The sequence below is a fragment of the Amycolatopsis sp. NPDC003861 genome, from assembly GCF_053605405.1.
In genome coordinates, this window is sequence record NZ_JBSGJD010000235.1 from 1 (window position 1) to 15,152 (window position 15,152).

Sequence of the window (15,152 nt, forward strand, 5' to 3'; positions counted from 1 at the left end):
GTTTTGTCAAGGCACGCTTTCCCGCCTTGACAAACCCGACCGCCGGCTGAGAATCCGAACGGAGGGGCGGGGGAGGTCGGACCCGCTCTGCCGCGGCAGAACACCTCGCCGAAGCCAACTGATCTTTCTGCCGCCGCAGAAGATCAAAAGCTGTCCTCGCCGGACGGGCAGGCTCTGGGATGACCACCGGCTTGCGCTGTTGGCCCACGTTGGTGAGGTGGGCCGCGGGGTGGTCATCCCGTCGCCTGAACGAGGCCTATCACTTTGAGCCGGGCCCGCAAGCTTGCGTCGTTGGCCCGCTTCGGGTGGTGGGTTGCGGGCCCGGCTCAAAGTGATTTTGACGGCCTCAGGCGACGGGATGACCACCCTGCTCCCTTGGTGGCGTTGCGGAACTGCCCGGTCCGCCGCCTGCGCCTTCACGGCTCGAGGTCGGTCCGGCCCTGGCCGGTCGCCATGTCGAGGGGGACCGACGCCTGGTCGTGGACTATCAGCCAGTCGTCGCCGGTTTTCCGGAAGACGAAGGTTGCCCGGACCCACATGCCGTCCGTCACCACTCCGTTCTTCAGCGTTCCGCTGACCCGGCCGAAGCCGTGTCCGACGGCGAGGTCGCCGCCCGTGGTGATGCTCAGGTCGCGCAGCTCGTAGTCCACCTTTTCGAAGACCGTGAACACCCGGGCCCAGTTCTCCAGCTTCGCGTCGGTCCCGACGTGCTGCAGCGGCGGTTCGACGTCGAAGGACACGACGTCCGGCGCGTAGACCCGTCGCAGGGCCTCGATGTCCTTGTTGCGCAGCCCGTCGATGATCGCGTCGAGCCTGCTCCGGATCGCCGCTTCCGCGTGCCCGGCCCGCAGCGGCGCCAGCGCGGTGCTCCAGGCGACGACGTGGTCGAGCAGGGTGTCCAGCGCGGCGAGCTGGTGGTCACCCGGCTTGAAGACCGCGTGGTTCTCGAACTCCGTTGCCAGCGGCAGAGTCACCTGCGGGGCCACGTCGGCCAGCTGGAGTGCGCCGCAGACGAGCCGCAGCTGCTCGACCGAGCGGGCGCCGCCGACCCCGCCGTACGAGACGAACCCGGCCGCCTTGCCGTTCCACTCCACGTAGACGTGGTCCAGGGCGTTCTTGAGCACGCCGGGCACGGAGTGGTTGTACTCCGGCGTCACGAAGACGAACCCGGCGCACGACGCGACGACGGCCGCGAAGGCCCGGGTGCGCTCGTCCTGGTACTGCCCCGAAAAGCCCGGCGGCTCCTCGAGGTGCGGCAGCGGGTGGTCGCGCAGGTCGATCAGCTCGAACGCGGCGTCCGTGCGACGCTCCGCCCGCTCGTGCACCCACCGGGCGACCTGGTCCCCCACGCGGCCGGAGCGGGTGCTGCCGAGCACGATTCCGATCTTGATCATCGTCTTCTCCCCTGTTCGGTTGCCTTCGACCGGTACGACGAAGCAGCCGGCGGGAACGTCAGGACCTGACGTTCGGGCAGGCTGTGTCGTCGGAGGAGTCATGACAACGCCATCGGAACCGGTCGTCGCCGAACGACGTCACCTGGTCAACCTCGCCTACCGCCTGCTCGGCTCGCTGACCGAAGCCGAGGACGCCGTCCAGGAGACCTACGCCCGCTGGTACGCCCTGTCGCCGGCGCAGCAGGAGGAGATCTCCTCGCCCGGCGCGTGGCTGACGACGGTGGCCGGCCGCATCTGCCTGGATGTCCTCGGCTCGGCGCGCGTCCGGCGCGAGCGGTACGTGGGCGAGTGGCTGCCCGAGCCGCTGCCCGACCAGCCCGACCCGGCCGACCGGATCACCCTGGACGAGTCGGTGAGCATGGCGTTCCTGGTGGCGCTCGAAGCGATGACGCCGGCCCAGCGCGTGGCCCTCGTCCTGCACGACGTCTTCGGGTACTCGTTCGCCGAGGTCGCCGAGACCACCGGCCGGACACCGGCGGCGTGCCGCGAACTCGCCTCCGCGGCCCGCCGCCGGATCCGCGCCGACCGGCCGACCGTTTCGGCTGCCCGCCAAGCCGGCCTGGTGCGGGACTTCAAGGAGGCCTGGGCCGCCGGCGACATCGGCACCCTCGTCGGGCTCCTCGACCCGGACGCCACCCTGACCGCGGACGGCGGCGGCCGGGTCCGCGCCGCGATCGCCCCGATCGAAGGCGGCGAACTCGTCGCCCGATACGTGGCCGAGCTGGCCTCCTTCGGCGAGTTGACGCTCGAGGAGCGCATGGTCAACGGCCACCCGGGCCTGGTGCTCAGCCGCGGCGACGAGCTGGCGGCCGTCTACTCCTTCGCCGTCGAGGACGACCGGATCACCCGCATCTGGGCAATGCGGAACCCGGAGAAGCTGGGTCCCTGGCTCGGGTGAACACCGAGTAGACACCGTCTACACAAGTTTGATAGACAGTGTCCACAAGGTGAACCACGGGTTACGGAGATCGGGATGAGCTACCACCGTTTCGTCGTCGTCGGCGACAGCTGCGCCGAAGGCCTCGACGACCCGTACCCCGACCGGCGGCACTACCGCGGCTGGGCCGACTTCGTCGCCGCCCGGCTGGCCGAGGACGAGCCCGGCTTCCGGTACGCCAACCTCGCCGTCCGCGGGCGCCGGCTCGACCAGATCGTGCCCGAGCAGCTCCCGGCGGCCCGGCGCCTCGAACCCGACCTCGTCGCCCTCTTCGGCGGCGGCAACGACGTCATGAGCCGGGGCTGGGACGCGCGCACGGTCGCCCGGCGGGTCGACGCCGCCGTCCGGGCCTGCACCGACATCTCGCCCGTCGTCGTCACCTTCACGCTCAGCGACGTCTCCCGCCGGATGCCGCTGGGCAGCCGGATGCGGCCGCGGATCATCGCGCTCAACGACGCCATCCGCGAAGCCGCCGTCAGCTACGGGGCCCAGCTCATCGACCTGTGGCCCGACCAGGCCGTCACCGACTCGCGCTACTTCGGCGCCGACCGCCTGCACCTGTCCGCCCACGGGCACCGCCGGCTCGCCGCATACGTCCTCGCGCGGCTCGGCCTCGACCACGACCCCGCCTGGCTCGCGCCGCTGCCCGGCAGCGCCGCCCCCGGCAGCCGGCGCGCCGACCTGCAGTGGCTGCTCCGGGAGGTGCTGCCGGTCGCCGTCACGCGCACGCGCAACCGGCTGATCGGCCGCCAGCCCGGCGACGGCTTCTTCCCCAAGCGCCCCGACCTGCTCCCGATGACCCTGGACGAGGCATGGGCACCCGGCAACGCCTGATCACGACGGCGTCGGAGCTGCTCGCCGACGAAGGCGTCGGCGCGGTCACCCTGCGCGGGATCGCCAAGGCGGCCGGGGTTTCCCACGGCGCACCCCTGCGGCACTTCTCCGGCCGCGCCGAGCTGCTGTCCGCCGTGGCGACCCGCGGGTACGCCGAGCTGCTCGCCCGCCGGGAAACGCTGCCGGACACCTCCCCGCGGGAGCGGCTCACCGCGGCCTGCCACAGCTACCTCGACTTCGCGCTGACCAACCCGGCGATGTTCGAGCTGATGTTCCGCCGCGACCTGATCGACCCGGACGACCCGGCACTCTCGGCCGCGGCGAGCGCGGTGTTCGACACCTTCGCCGTGCTGGTGGCGGCGGTGCCGACGCGGGTCGCGCGATCCGGCGCCGACCTGCGGCTGGTCGCCGCGTCGCTGTGGGCCGCGCTGCACGGCCTCGCCCAGCTGTGGCTGTGGGGCGGCCTGGCCGGGGCGAGTTTCGCGCCGTCGCCGGAAGCGGCGCTGGCCGTCACGCTCGACGCGTACCTCGGCTGAGGAGCGCGTCGAGGTCCTGCTGAACGGCGATCACGGCCGGCAGCGAGCTGAAGCCGAGTTCGCGGTTGACCCGGATCATGTGCGCGTTCTCCACCCCGGTGGTGGTGCTGATCCGCCGCAGCGCGGGCCGCTCGGCGAGCAGCCACCGGATCATGTGCGCCTTGACGCACCGCCCCAGGCCGTGCCCGCGGTGCCGGGGGAGCACCGCGGTGTCCCGCTGGTAGCCCCAGTCCGGCCGGCGCGGGTGCACGCACACTTCGGTGAACCCGGCGACGTCCCCGGTTTCCTCGTGGACCGCGGCGACGATCCGTTGTTCGAGGCCCTGCGACCGAGCTTCGGCTTCGGCCGCGCGCACCCGCTCCGCCGTCCACGCCGGCCACTGATAACCCGAGTCCCCGAGCGGGGCGTCGTGGATCGCCGCCCGTGCGCCGGCATAGGAATCGAGCAGATCGCCCGGGGCCGCACCCGCCCACCGCACCACCCGGTATCCCACCGGGACGGTCACCTCCCAGCGCGCCCGCTCGCCTTCGGCGAAGACCAGGGCCTGCCGCACGATCGTCCGCACCGGCCGGAAGCCGAGCGCCTCGGCCCACGGCTCCCCGGCGGACCCCGCGACAACCTGCCACCCTTCGACGCTCCGGCGGTCCCGCGCGCGCAGTTCCGGCAGCACTGCGTGCAGCAACGCGGTGCCGATCCCCGAGCGCCGCGCGGCCGGGTGCACGACGACGTCGATCAGCCCGATTCCGCTGTTTTCGGCCTCGAGGAAGTGCACCTCGGCGAACGCGACGAGCTCGTTGCCGCGGTACGCCACCCACTGGGCGGCTTCCCCCATCCCCGGCAGCGGCCTCGTCAGCCGTCCGGCCAGCTCGCCGAGCGGCAGCACGGGTTCACCGGGCCGGTCGGTTTCCCGGCTCGCCGCGAGCACGGCGTGGTAAGCGGCGAATTCCGCCTCGACGGCCGACAGCGGGGCGAAGCGTTCGATCGTCACCATCCCCCCAGTGTCCGGGCCGACACGCCGACCCGGTCCCCGCGCCCGAACACCTGATCGAATACCCTCTCGGCATGACCGAGTCAGACCCGCAGCTCGAGCGCATCCGCAAGCTGCTGGCCAAGGCCGAAGACCCTGCGGTCACCGAGGCGGAAGCCGAGGCGTACAACCAGAAGGCCGCCGAACTCGTCGCGCGGTACGGCATCGACCAGGCGATGCTCGCCGCGTCCGGGGCCGGCAGCGACGAGATCGGCACGCTGAAGATCCCGATGAACGACCCGTACAGCCGCGACAAGGCGAGCCTGCTGACCTCGGTGGCGTACCCGCTGCGGTGCCGGACGCTGCTGCACCGGCTCGGCCAGAAGGTCGAGAGCGTCACGGTGTTCGGCTTCCGCTCCGACCTGGGCCGGGTCGAGCTGCTGTTCACCAGCCTCCTGCTGCAGGCGAGCACGCAGCTGACGCGCGTCCGGCCGGACGGGTTCTTCCCCGGCGAATCTCTGGCCGCGTACCGGCGCACCTGGCTGCACGGCTTCGCCCGCGCGGTCCACGAACGGCTTTCCCACGCCGAGCAGGAGGCCGTCCGCACCGCGGTGCCGGGCGAGCGGTCGGCGGAACTGGTGGTCCGCGACCGCGCGCAGATGGTCCAGCACGCGTTCGACTCCGAGTACGGTGACCTGCGCGCAGCCTCGCCCCGGCGGCTCTCCGGCAGCGGTTACCTCGACGGCCACGACGCCGGCACCCGGGCCAACCTCGACCCGGCCGCGCTGACCCGCCGGCGCAAAGCCCTGCGCTGAGTCGCCCGGTTGCCGCTATCGCGGCGGTGATCGCTTCCGCTTGTATGGGCGCATGCGCGTTGTCGATCTTGCCGGCCGCCCCGACCTCCTCGACGCCGCACTGGCCCTCGGCGACGTCGGCGGCCAGTTCATCTACCAGGGCGCGAGCGGCCGGATGATCACCGGCGAGCGCTTCCTGCGCCACTGGGCGCGGTACTTCCTGATCGCCCTGGACGACGCCGGCACGCCGATGGCCCGCGCCCTCTCGGTCCCGCTGGCCTACCCGGCCCCGGACCGCACCGAGCTGCCGGATCACGGCTGGGACCAGGCGATCGAGTGGGCGGCCCACGACATCATCGACGGCCGCGCGCCGAACGCGTTGTGCGCGTTGGAAGTCGTGATCGCCCCGCACCTGCGCGGCACCGGCCTGTCGGCCCCGATGCTGAAGGCGCTGAAGGCCCGGGCGGCGGAAACGGGCCTGCGCAAGCTGATCGTCTCGGTCCGCCCGATCGGCAAGGAGGCCGAGCCGTCGGTCCCGATGCCGGAGTACGCGGCCCGCCGCCGCGCGGACGGTCTCCTGGCCGACCGCTGGCTGCGCACCCACGAGCGTCTCGGCGCGCAGGTGGTGAAGGTGTGCCCGTTCGCGGTGACCCTCTCGGGATCCCTGTCCGACTGGCACGACTGGACGGGCGTCAAGCTCCAGGAAGGCGAGAACTTCATCCCGGGCGGCATCGCCCCGGTCCACGCCTCGACCGCCCACGACACGGCGACCTACGTCGAGCCGAACGTGTGGCTGGAACACCCGATGTGATCTCGGGGATCACCCCGATGGCCGGGCCGCCAACCACCTGCTAACTTTTGTTGGCATGTGGACGACGGGTGACGAGCTCCTGCGGCAGCTGGGCGCCCTCGGCAACCCGCACCGGCTGCGGATCGTCGCGGCCCTGCACGCCGAACGCACCTACGTCAGCAAGCTGGCCCGCGAGCTGCGGATCAGCCGCGCCCTGCTGCAGGTCCACCTGCGCAAGCTCGAAGCCGCCGGCCTGGTCACCGCCAGCTTCGAAGCCGGCGAGGACGGCAAGACGCTGCGGTTCTACGAGCTGACCCCGTTCTCCGTCGTGCTGACGCCGGAGGCGATCGCGGCCGCCGCGCCGACGCTCACCACACCGGATTCCGTCCACGGGGACGGCGAGGAGGGACGGACATGAACTGGCACCAGTGGCAGGAGATCATCGGCGTCACCGGGGTGTTCGCCCTGCTGTCGATCGCGATCGTGCAGCTGGCCTCGACCTGGCGCGCCAAGGCGAAGCTGGCGCGGGAGCACGAATACCGGGCGCTGGCCGAGAAAGCCGTCCGGACGCAGGAAGAAACCGAACGGCAGCTCAAGGACGTCCAGGACCGGCTGCGCTCCATCGAACGCGTGCTCAAGGAGGTCGACTGAAGTGAGGCCCTGGACCGCCGAGCGGCAACTCGGCGGCCCAGGAAGAAGAAGCAATCACCTCGCCCGAGGGCGAGCTCTCATCGGATCACTCCTTCACGGAAGGACCTTAGTTCATGCTGCCCGCAAAAACGCCGGTGGCCGAGACGGTCACGAACTGGTCGTTGCGGCACCGCGCCGCCGCGATCCTCGGCTGGCTGGCGCTCGTCGCGCTGGCCTGGGCCCTCGGCACGTTCGCCCCCGGCACCGACGCACGCTCGAGCCCGGCCGGCGACGCCGGCACCGGCCAGGCCGTCCTCGACCGCCAGGCCACCCGCGAACCCTTCTGGGAAAACGTCCTCGTCCAGCCCCGGTCCCCCGCGGCCACGGCCGACCTCGTGACCACCTTGACGACGTCGGGCGCGGCCGCGGACCTCCGCTCCGAAGTCTCCGCCGACCACCGGTCGGAACTGGTCACCTTCCGGATCACCGGCAGTGGCCCCGAAATCCGGGCCAACCTGGCCACGGCGACGGCGGCCGTCGACACCGTCGCGACCCGGCACGCCGGCGTCCGGCTGGCCCAGGCCGGCGACCTCAGCGTGTCCGGCGCGGTCGACAAGAGCATCAAGGAGGACATCGGCCGGTCGGAGGTCCGCTCGCTCCCGATCACCGTGCTCGTCCTGCTGATCGTGTTCGGCTCGCTGGTCGCGGCCGCGATCCCGGTTCTGCTGGCGGCCACCGCGGTGGCCGCCACCTTCGGCTTCCTGTCCGTTGTGGACAACGCGATCCCGGTCAACAGCGCGACTTCCGCGATCACCCTGCTCATCGGGATGGCGGTCGGGGTCGACTATTCGCTGTTCTTCCTGCGCCGGGTCCGGGAGGAACGCGAACACGGCGTCGACGAGGCCATCCGGATCGCGGCCCGGACGTCGGGGCACGTGATCGTCGTGTCCGGGCTGACCGTCGTGCTGTGCGTGACCGGCCTGCTGTTCACCGGCCTCGACAACCTCCGAGGCCTGACCGTCGGCACGATCCTGGTCGTCGGCCTGGCCGTGCTGGCGGCCGTGACAGTGCTGCCCGCGACGCTTTCCCTGCTCGGTTCCCGTGTCGACCGCGGCCGCATCCCGTGGCTGGGCCGTCGCCGCCTGCGCTCCCGGTTCTGGGCCGCCGTGGCCGACGTCGTCACCCGGCGGCCCGCGGTCTGGAGCGGGCTCGCCACCGCCCTGCTCGTGCTGCTCACCATGCCCGCGCTGGGCATGCGGCTGCAGGACCCGGCACCGACCGAGAGCCTGCCGCGCAGCATCCCGGTGATCGACGCGGCCGTGCGCGTCCAGGAAGCGTTTCCCGGGGTCACCATGCCCGCGCACGTCGTCCTCTGGAACACCCGCGGCGGCCCGGTCGACACCCCCGCGCTGCGGCAGGCGATCGGCGCACTCACCGCAGAGGTCCCGCGCCCGGCCGTCGTCGTCCCGGTGGACCAGGCGCTCGTCGTCCGGATTCCGCTCGGCGGCACCGGCAACGACGAAGCGGCGAGCCGCACGCTCACGACGTTGCGGGAAACCCTGCTGCCGCGGACGGTCGGTCGGATCGACGGGGTCGGGTACGCGGTGGCGGGCCGGACGGCCGAAGCGCACGACTTCACCGAGCAGGCGATCGCCCGGGCGCCCTACACCTTCGGGTTCATCCTGCTGCTCGCCTTCGTGCTGCTGCTCGTGGTGTTCCGATCGGTCGCGGTGCCGGTGGTGTCGATCCTGCTCAACCTGCTGTCGGCCGGCGCGGCCTACGGCGTGCTCACCCTGGTGTTCCAGGACGGGTTTCTCGCGCCACTGCTGGGTTTCACGCCCTACGGCGGGGTGCTCGGCTGGCTGCCGTTGTTCCTCTTCGTGCTGCTGTTCGGCCTGAGCACCGACTACCACGTGTTCATCCTCAGCCGGATCCGCGAGCGACGGCGGTCCGGCGTGCCGGTCCGGCAGGCGATCGTCGAAGGCACCGCGCGCAGTTCCGGCGTGGTGACGAGCGCCGCGCTGATCATGACCGGGGTGTTCAGCGTCTTCCTCAGCCTCGCCGCGATCGAGTACAAGATGCTCGGCCTCGGTATGGCCGTCGCGATCCTGCTCGACGCGACGATCGTCCGGGGTGTCCTGCTGCCCGCCGCGCTGGCGCTGTTCGGCGACCGGCTCTGGCGCAGGCAGGAATTAGCACCCCTTAAAGATCCGTCCACAACTCTTCACTTGTCCTGACGGATCCGGTTCGGCACGGTTGATCTCATGAACGGTGGACGGGGCGCCTCGGCCCGGATAGCGGTCCTGGCCCTGCTGTGGGGCTCGGGTTTCCTCTGGATCAAGCTGGCCCTGACCGGGCTGAGCCCCGTCCACCTCACCCTCGTCCGCTGCGCCCTCGGCGCGCTGACCCTGCTCGGCCTGGCGTTCGCCGCCCGCCAACGCCTCCCGCGGGACGGCCGGACCTGGGCGCGGCTGATCATCGCCGCGTTCTTCTGCAACGCCTTGCCGTTCGCGCTCTTCGGCATCGGGGAACGCACCGTCGACTCCGGCGTCGCCGGCGTCATGAACGCCACCACCCCGCTGTGGTCGCTGCTGATCGGCGTCGCGCTCGGGACTGAACGGCGGCTCAACCCCGCGCGGCTGCTCGGGCTGGCCCTCGGCTTCGCCGGCATCGTGGTGATCTTCGCACCGTGGCACCGGTCGGGGCTGCTGAGCACGGGTGCGCTGGCCCTGCTCGGCGCCGGCCTCAGCTACGCGATCGCGTTCGCCTACCTGGCCCGGAAACTGCCGCCGGACGGCGCTCCGCTCGCGCTGTCGGCCGCGCAGCTGATGACCGCCACCGGGCTGACCGCGCTCGCCCTGCCGGTCGCGGGCACGGCGCCGCACCTGACGCTCACCGCCGTCGTCGCCGTGACGATCCTGGGGGTCTTCGGGACCGGCGTCACCTTCTCCCTGAACTACCGGATCCTCACGGACGAAGGCCCGACCGCCGCGGCGACCGTCGGCTACCTGCTGCCCGTGGTGTCGGTGGCGCTCGGCGCGCTCTTCCTCGGCGAGCCGCTGTCGCTCCGGGTCGTCGGCGGGATGGCGGTCGTGCTGGTCGCCGTCGGCCTGACCCGGTGGCCGCCTCAGGTGCGCGCGAACTGCCCGGCGAGCTCGGCCGGCGGCCTGGCCACCCCGAAGTAGTCGCCGGTCGCCAGCTCCGCGCCGGCCGTGCGCCACCAGTCCGCCTGGTCCTCGGTGTGGATGCCGTCGACGACGAGCGTCGCGCCGACCTGCCGGACCAGCGGCACCAGGGCGCCGAGGAACGTCGAGTCCGACCACGCCTGCCACTCCGCGAGCCGCCGGTCGACGCGCACGATGTCCACCGGCAGGTCCTCGATCGCGCGCAGGTCGTCGGGCCCCAGCCCGAACTCGTCGAGCATGACGTGCACGCCGAGGTCGGCCAGCGTGGTGACGTTCTCGATCACGCCGGACACCGGCAGCGCGCCGGCCGGGACGCCGAGCATCAGCTGCCCGGGCGGCAGGCCGGTGTCACGCAGCAGCCGCGTCACGCGCGTGCCGAGCGCGTCGTCGGACACCTGGTGGCCGGTCAGGCCGGCGACCATCGGGAGGCCGAAGCCCGCACGCTGGCGCCACCATTCGCCCTGCCGGCCCGCCGCACGCACCAGCCAGTCGCCGAGCGGCAACATGAGCCCGGTCGACTCGGCGAGTTCGACGCAGCATTCGTGCGAGAGGGCCGTGTCGTCCGGCCGGTTCCAGTGCAGGCGGGCTTCGATGCCGGCGACTTCGCCGTCCGCCAGCCGCGCCATCGGCCGGTACCGCACGCCGAGTTCGCCGTGCTCCCAGGCGCCCGCCATGCCGACGGCCACCGCCTGCGTCCGCCGGTCGTGGGCGTCGGCCTCGCGGTCGAACATCTTCCACTGGCCGCGCCGCCGTTCCTTGGCCCGCCGCAGCGTCTGGTCCGCCTGGCGCAGCAGTTCGAGGGCGTCGATGCCCTTCGCCGGGCGGTGCACCACCCCGGCGCTGGCCGACAGCGCGAGCCCATGGCCGTCGACGAAGAACGGCTCGGCGAGCTCGTCGTTGATCGCGCGCACGATCGTGTCGATGTCCGGCGTCGATTCGGTGTTCTCGACCAGGATGCCGAACTCGTCGCTGTGGAACCGCGCGATCATCGCGTTTTCGCGGGCCATCACCGCCTTGAGCCGCTGCGCGAAGTGCACCAGCAGCTGCTCGCCGACCCGGCGGCCGAGGCTGTTGCAGACCATGCCGAACGCGTCGAGGTCGACGTGGAACAGCGTGACCCCGTACGCCGGATCGGCGCGCCGCAGGGCCGTTTCCAGGTGCGTGCCGAAGTACTGGCGGTTCGGCAGCCCGGTGAGGACGTCGTGCAGGGCCTGGCGGCTCAGCTCGCCCTGCAGCAGCATCAGCTCGGTGCCGTCCTCGATCACGACGACGAAGTGGGACGGCCGGTTTTCCGCGTCGCGCAACAGGGACGCGGTCAGCGAGATGCGGACGACGTCGCCGTCCTTGCGCAGCAGCCGTTCCGACTGCCGGATCCGTTCCTTGCCGCCGTCCAGCAGCGCCGTCATCGCGTCGCGGAGGACCTCGACGGACTCGGGGTGGACGACGTCGTACAGCACCGAGCCGGCCAGCTCCCCCGCCGGGTGCCCGAGCATCTCGGCCAGCGCCGCGTTGGCGCGCACGATCCGGCCGTCCAGCGCGACGACGGCGATGCCGCTCGCCGACGACGTCACCACCTCTTCGAAGCGCGCTTCGCTCTGCCGCAGGTTCCACTGCGCGTCCCGCACCGCCTTGATCAGCGACAGGTGCATGATCTCCTGCTGGTCGAGGACGCTGCGCTCGTGCGCGAGCAGGAAGCCGCAGGCCAGCGCGCCGAGCGCGGCCACGACCCGGTCGGCGGCGCCGTCCACCTCCTGGAGTTCGGGCAGCGTGGGCAAGCCCTTGCCGAGGACGTCGAGCGTGCACCGCAGCCCGGGCTCGCCGACGTAGCCGAGCGCGACCAGCCGCGCGCCGATCCGCTCGGCCGGGGTCAGGTCCGGGGACGTCCGGCGCAGGGCGTCGCAGAGCGTGCCGACCAGATCGCGCAGTTCCGCGTCGAGTTCTTCGCGGCTCAGCGACACGACGGTCACGCCGCTGAGCAGGTACGCCCATTTCCGGGCGAGCAGCACCCGCCCGCGGCCCGCATCGGGTGCGAGGGGCTGTTCCGGCTGGGATTCGATCATCGGCATGAGGACGTCCGCCATCAGATCCTGCGGCCGATTCCGCAGGAAAGCGCGATGGGTACGGTCATATCGGCACCCGGCGGAACGAATCCTGCTGATCGTGTCACGAAGAACACCTTCTTGATGAGGCATGTTTCAGCCGGCGGACGGAAAGAGCTTAGCGATTCCCCGCGGTTCGGCTACTGGGCCATCCGCGTGAGCCCACACCACCCGATCGGGCACTGTCCCGTTCGACCGGACAGGCCTACCGTGAGCCGTCTCGTTGGGAAATCCACACAATGGCGCAACGAGGAGTATGCATGAGCGTCCCGGTCGCACCCAGGCGGTGGCCTTTTCTCGGCCACACCCCGGCACTCCTCCGGCAGCGCTTCGCATTCACCGACACATTGCCCGCGCACGGCGAGGTCGTCAAACTCTATCTCGGACCGGCGCCCGTCTACTTCGTCGCGAGTCCGCGATTGGCCCACGAAGTGCTGGTCAACGAGGGACCGAAGTTCCGCAAGGGCGCGATGTTCGACAAGTTCCGGCCGTTCGTCGGAAACGGCTTGGTGCTTTCGAACGGCGACTTCCACCTGCGGCAGCGCCGGTTGCTGCAACCGGCGTTCCACCGCGACCGCCTGGCCGCGTACGCGGAGATCATGCGGCGCGCGGCCGCGGACCTGAGCGACTCGTGGCGCGCCGGCGAAGTGCGGCCGATCGACGACGACATGCAGAGCCTGGCCGTGACGATCGTCGGCGAAGCGCTGTTTTCCACCGAACTGGGGAAAGCGGCGATCGCCGAAGCCCGCCGCTCGATTTACGTGATCATCCAGCAGGGGATGATTCGCGCATTGTCGCCCAAGTTCGTCGAAAAGCTCCCGGTGCCGGGGAACCGGCGGTTCGACGAGGCGATCGCCCGGATGCAGGGAATCGTCGTCGAGGTGATCCACGACTGGCGGCGCGACGGCACCGACCACGGCGACCTGCTTTCGACGTTGCTGCTGGCCGGCATGACCGACGAGCAGGCGCGCGACGAGGCGCTCACCCTGCTCACCGCGGGCATCGAGACGACGGCACTGGCGCTGGCCTGGACGTTCCACGAACTCGGCCGGCACCCGGAGATCGAGGCGCGGGTGCACGCCGAGCTCGACGAGGTGCTGGCCGGCCGCCCGGTGACCGTCGAGGACCTGCCCCGGCTGACCTACACCCGGCAGGTGGTCGACGAGGTGCTGCGGCAGTACCCGCTCTGGATGCTGATGCGCCGCACGCTCACCGAAGTCGACCTCGGCGGCGTCCGGCTGCCGGAAGGCGCGGAGGTGATCGTCAGCCCGCACGCGCTCCACCACGACCCCACGTCGTTCCCCGACCCGGACCGCTTCGACCCGGACCGCTGGACCCCGGAGCGGGCGGCGGCGGTGCCGAAGGGCGCGTTCGTCCCGTTCGGCGCGGGCACCCGGCAGTGCATCGGGAACCGGTTCGCCCAGAACGAGATCGTCATCACCCTGGCCACGGTGGCCGCCCGCTGGCGGCTGGTCCCGGTACCGGGCCGGCCGGTCCGCGTGAAGTTCACGTCGGCCGCGTACCCGGAAAGCCTGCCGATGACGGTGGTTCCCCGCTAGCGGCAGGCCAGATCCTGGACAGATCCGGGACAGTTGACGGCGATCCGTGCCGATCCGCCCGCCCGCGTAATACAAACGGGCCGCAGGCACGAGACCACCGGGGAGTGCGCATGCGGGTCGTGGCGGTCATGAACTACAAGGGCGGAGTGGGCAAGACGACGCTGACGGCGAACCTCGGCGCGGTCGCCGCGAGCCGCGGCCTGCGGGTGCTGCTGCTCGATCTCGATCCGCAGACCAACCTGACGTTTTCGTTCTTCTCCATCGACGACTGGCACGAGCGGCTGGCGGACAAACGCACGATCAAGCAGTGGTACGGCGCCGAACTGCCCGGCCGCGACATCCCGCTGGCCCAGCTCGTCGTGTCGCCGGAACGGGTGAACAAGGTCCTCGACGGCACAGGCGGGCGGCTCGACCTGATCTCGTCCCACCTCGGCCTGATCGACATCGACCTCGAACTCGCCGCCCTGCTCGGCGGGACGACCACCCTCGACGGTTCGAAGCGGCGGTTCCTGGACCTGCACGGCTGCCTGCGCCAGGCCTTGGCGGACGACTTCTTCGCCGAATACGACCTGGTCCTCATCGACTGCGCCCCGAACTTCGGCCTGGTCACGAAGACGGCGATCGTCGCGAGCGAGCGGATCCTCGTCCCGGCCAAGGCGGACTACCTGTCGACCCTCGGGCTGGACTACCTCGGGGGCAACTGCACCGGCCTGGTCGAGCAGTTCAACGACTTCGTCCACCACAAAGGCGGCAGCCGTGAGCACGAGCCGATCAACCCCGAGTTCCTCGGCGTGGTGTTCACGATGGTGCAGTTCTACGCCCAGCGGCTGACGGCCGCCCAGCAGAAGTACGTCGACGAAGCGCAAGCGAACTCCCAGGTTCCGGTGCTGAAGAGCTACATCCGCAACAGCACGCCCCATTTCGGCGACGCCGGCGAAGACGGCGTGCCGGCCATGCTTCGCGCCACCGGCCGCGACAACGTCGTGCGGGAGTTCGACGAATTCGCCGACGAGGTCCTGGGCGCCCTTTCCCTCTCCGGAGATCGCCGGTGAACGACCTGAAGCGGCTCGCCGCCCTTCAAGCGCGGGTGTTCGAGTTCCTGGAGCAGCAGGACGAGGCCACGCTGGAAGCGATCCTCGACGGCACGGCCCAGCTGGCGGTGTCCGGGCTTCCCGCGGATCTGTCGAAGCTGCCGAGGAAGGACCTGGTGGCGCTGGCCAAGAACCGCGGATTGCGCGGGTACAGCAAGCTGAACAAAGCCGACCTGGTCACCCTGCTCACCGGCAACAGCGCCGCCGCACCCCCGGCCGAGCCGCCACCCGCACCCGCCGCATCCCCGGCCGAGCCGCCACCCGCCGCCCCGCGGC

General features: G+C 71.3%; 15 protein-coding genes. 12 read left to right on the forward strand and 3 right to left on the reverse strand.

Annotation, left to right across the window (positions count from 1 at the left end):
* Positions 1-416 precede the first annotated feature (416 nt).
* Entirely contained in the window at positions 417-1,394 is a 978-nt protein-coding gene (locus ACWEVN_RS38460) for an NAD(P)H-dependent oxidoreductase (RefSeq protein WP_452054554.1), read from the reverse strand.
* A gap of 100 nt (positions 1,395-1,494) precedes the next feature.
* On the opposite strand from ACWEVN_RS38460, the gene sigJ reads away from it, so the two are divergent.
* From sigJ to ACWEVN_RS38475, 3 genes are all read left to right on the forward strand, one after another.
* Positions 1,495-2,352 carry an RNA polymerase sigma factor SigJ gene (gene sigJ, locus ACWEVN_RS38465; RefSeq protein WP_449684793.1) on the forward strand — a complete coding sequence of 286 codons (858 nt, stop codon included), beginning with the start codon at positions 1,495-1,497 and terminating at the stop codon, positions 2,350-2,352.
* Positions 2,353-2,427: 75 nt separating this feature from the next.
* Positions 2,428-3,225 (forward strand): SGNH/GDSL hydrolase family protein, encoded by a 798-nt coding sequence (locus ACWEVN_RS38470; protein WP_449684792.1) that lies wholly within the window; start codon positions 2,428-2,430, stop codon positions 3,223-3,225.
* Complete coding sequence (locus ACWEVN_RS38475; protein WP_310973939.1) at positions 3,204-3,761, forward strand: TetR/AcrR family transcriptional regulator; 558 nt, start codon at positions 3,204-3,206, stop codon at positions 3,759-3,761. Before ACWEVN_RS38470 ends, ACWEVN_RS38475 begins: the two co-directional genes overlap by 22 nt.
* Here the strand turns inward: ACWEVN_RS38475 and ACWEVN_RS38480 are convergent.
* On the reverse strand, positions 3,736-4,752 hold the full coding sequence (locus ACWEVN_RS38480) for a GNAT family N-acetyltransferase (protein WP_452054555.1): 1,017 nt from the start codon (positions 4,750-4,752) through the stop codon (positions 3,736-3,738). The genes ACWEVN_RS38475 and ACWEVN_RS38480 overlap by 26 nt on opposite strands.
* Positions 4,753-4,823: 71 nt before the next feature.
* On the opposite strand from ACWEVN_RS38480, the gene ACWEVN_RS38485 reads away from it, so the two are divergent.
* From ACWEVN_RS38485 to ACWEVN_RS38510, 6 genes are all read left to right on the forward strand, one after another.
* On the forward strand, positions 4,824-5,543 hold the full coding sequence (locus ACWEVN_RS38485) for a DUF2786 domain-containing protein (RefSeq protein ID WP_310973945.1): 720 nt from the start codon (positions 4,824-4,826) through the stop codon (positions 5,541-5,543).
* Positions 5,544-5,595: 52 nt separating this feature from the next.
* Complete coding sequence (locus ACWEVN_RS38490) at positions 5,596-6,333, forward strand: Long-chain-fatty-acid--CoA ligase (protein ID WP_452054556.1); 738 nt, start codon at positions 5,596-5,598, stop codon at positions 6,331-6,333.
* A gap of 55 nt (positions 6,334-6,388) precedes the next feature.
* Positions 6,389-6,730 (forward strand): ArsR/SmtB family transcription factor, encoded by a 342-nt coding sequence (locus ACWEVN_RS38495; RefSeq protein ID WP_310973949.1) that lies wholly within the window; start codon positions 6,389-6,391, stop codon positions 6,728-6,730.
* Positions 6,727-6,963 carry a hypothetical protein gene (locus ACWEVN_RS38500; RefSeq protein ID WP_310973950.1) on the forward strand — a complete coding sequence of 79 codons (237 nt, stop codon included), beginning with the start codon at positions 6,727-6,729 and terminating at the stop codon, positions 6,961-6,963. Before ACWEVN_RS38495 ends, ACWEVN_RS38500 begins: the two co-directional genes overlap by 4 nt.
* A 113-nt stretch (positions 6,964-7,076) precedes the next feature.
* Entirely contained in the window at positions 7,077-9,179 is a 2,103-nt protein-coding gene (locus ACWEVN_RS38505; protein ID WP_452054557.1) for an MMPL family transporter, read from the forward strand.
* A gap of 27 nt (positions 9,180-9,206) precedes the next feature.
* Positions 9,207-10,127 carry a DMT family transporter gene (locus ACWEVN_RS38510; protein ID WP_452054558.1) on the forward strand — a complete coding sequence of 307 codons (921 nt, stop codon included), beginning with the start codon at positions 9,207-9,209 and terminating at the stop codon, positions 10,125-10,127.
* Here ACWEVN_RS38510 and ACWEVN_RS38515 read toward each other — a convergent pair.
* Complete coding sequence (locus tag ACWEVN_RS38515) at positions 10,070-12,208, reverse strand: putative bifunctional diguanylate cyclase/phosphodiesterase (protein ID WP_449684786.1); 2,139 nt, start codon at positions 12,206-12,208, stop codon at positions 10,070-10,072. The genes ACWEVN_RS38510 and ACWEVN_RS38515 overlap by 58 nt on opposite strands.
* A 278-nt stretch (positions 12,209-12,486) precedes the next feature.
* Here ACWEVN_RS38515 and ACWEVN_RS38520 point away from each other — a divergent pair, with 278 nt between their 5' ends.
* The 3 genes from ACWEVN_RS38520 to ACWEVN_RS38530 form a co-directional block, all read left to right on the forward strand.
* Entirely contained in the window at positions 12,487-13,785 is a 1,299-nt protein-coding gene (locus ACWEVN_RS38520) for a cytochrome P450 (RefSeq protein ID WP_452054559.1), read from the forward strand.
* A gap of 110 nt (positions 13,786-13,895) precedes the next feature.
* Entirely contained in the window at positions 13,896-14,837 is a 942-nt protein-coding gene (locus tag ACWEVN_RS38525; protein WP_449684784.1) for a ParA family protein, read from the forward strand.
* Positions 14,834-15,152: Rho termination factor N-terminal domain-containing protein (locus ACWEVN_RS38530; protein WP_452054560.1), on the forward strand; the 319-nt coding region annotated here is incomplete at its 3' end. The genes ACWEVN_RS38525 and ACWEVN_RS38530, both read left to right, overlap by 4 nt.

Excerpts from the sequence above, each read along its gene's own strand:
- ACWEVN_RS38460 (WP_452054554.1), bottom strand. The coding sequence starts at position 1,394 with ATGATCAAGATCGGAATCGTGCTCGGCAGCACCCGCTCCGGCCGCGTG.
- sigJ (WP_449684793.1), top strand. The coding sequence starts at position 1,495 with ATGACAACGCCATCGGAACCGGTCGTCGCCGAACGACGTCACCTGGTC.
- ACWEVN_RS38470 (WP_449684792.1), top strand. The coding sequence starts at position 2,428 with ATGAGCTACCACCGTTTCGTCGTCGTCGGCGACAGCTGCGCCGAAGGC.
- ACWEVN_RS38475 (WP_310973939.1), top strand. The coding sequence starts at position 3,204 with ATGGGCACCCGGCAACGCCTGATCACGACGGCGTCGGAGCTGCTCGCC.
- ACWEVN_RS38480 (WP_452054555.1), bottom strand. The coding sequence starts at position 4,752 with ATGGTGACGATCGAACGCTTCGCCCCGCTGTCGGCCGTCGAGGCGGAA.
- ACWEVN_RS38485 (WP_310973945.1), top strand. The coding sequence starts at position 4,824 with ATGACCGAGTCAGACCCGCAGCTCGAGCGCATCCGCAAGCTGCTGGCC.
- ACWEVN_RS38490 (WP_452054556.1), top strand. The coding sequence starts at position 5,596 with ATGCGCGTTGTCGATCTTGCCGGCCGCCCCGACCTCCTCGACGCCGCA.
- ACWEVN_RS38495 (WP_310973949.1), top strand. The coding sequence starts at position 6,389 with ATGTGGACGACGGGTGACGAGCTCCTGCGGCAGCTGGGCGCCCTCGGC.
- ACWEVN_RS38500 (WP_310973950.1), top strand. The coding sequence starts at position 6,727 with ATGAACTGGCACCAGTGGCAGGAGATCATCGGCGTCACCGGGGTGTTC.
- ACWEVN_RS38505 (WP_452054557.1), top strand. The coding sequence starts at position 7,077 with ATGCTGCCCGCAAAAACGCCGGTGGCCGAGACGGTCACGAACTGGTCG.
- ACWEVN_RS38510 (WP_452054558.1), top strand. The coding sequence starts at position 9,207 with ATGAACGGTGGACGGGGCGCCTCGGCCCGGATAGCGGTCCTGGCCCTG.
- ACWEVN_RS38515 (WP_449684786.1), bottom strand. The coding sequence starts at position 12,208 with ATGGCGGACGTCCTCATGCCGATGATCGAATCCCAGCCGGAACAGCCC.
- ACWEVN_RS38520 (WP_452054559.1), top strand. The coding sequence starts at position 12,487 with ATGAGCGTCCCGGTCGCACCCAGGCGGTGGCCTTTTCTCGGCCACACC.
- ACWEVN_RS38525 (WP_449684784.1), top strand. The coding sequence starts at position 13,896 with ATGCGGGTCGTGGCGGTCATGAACTACAAGGGCGGAGTGGGCAAGACG.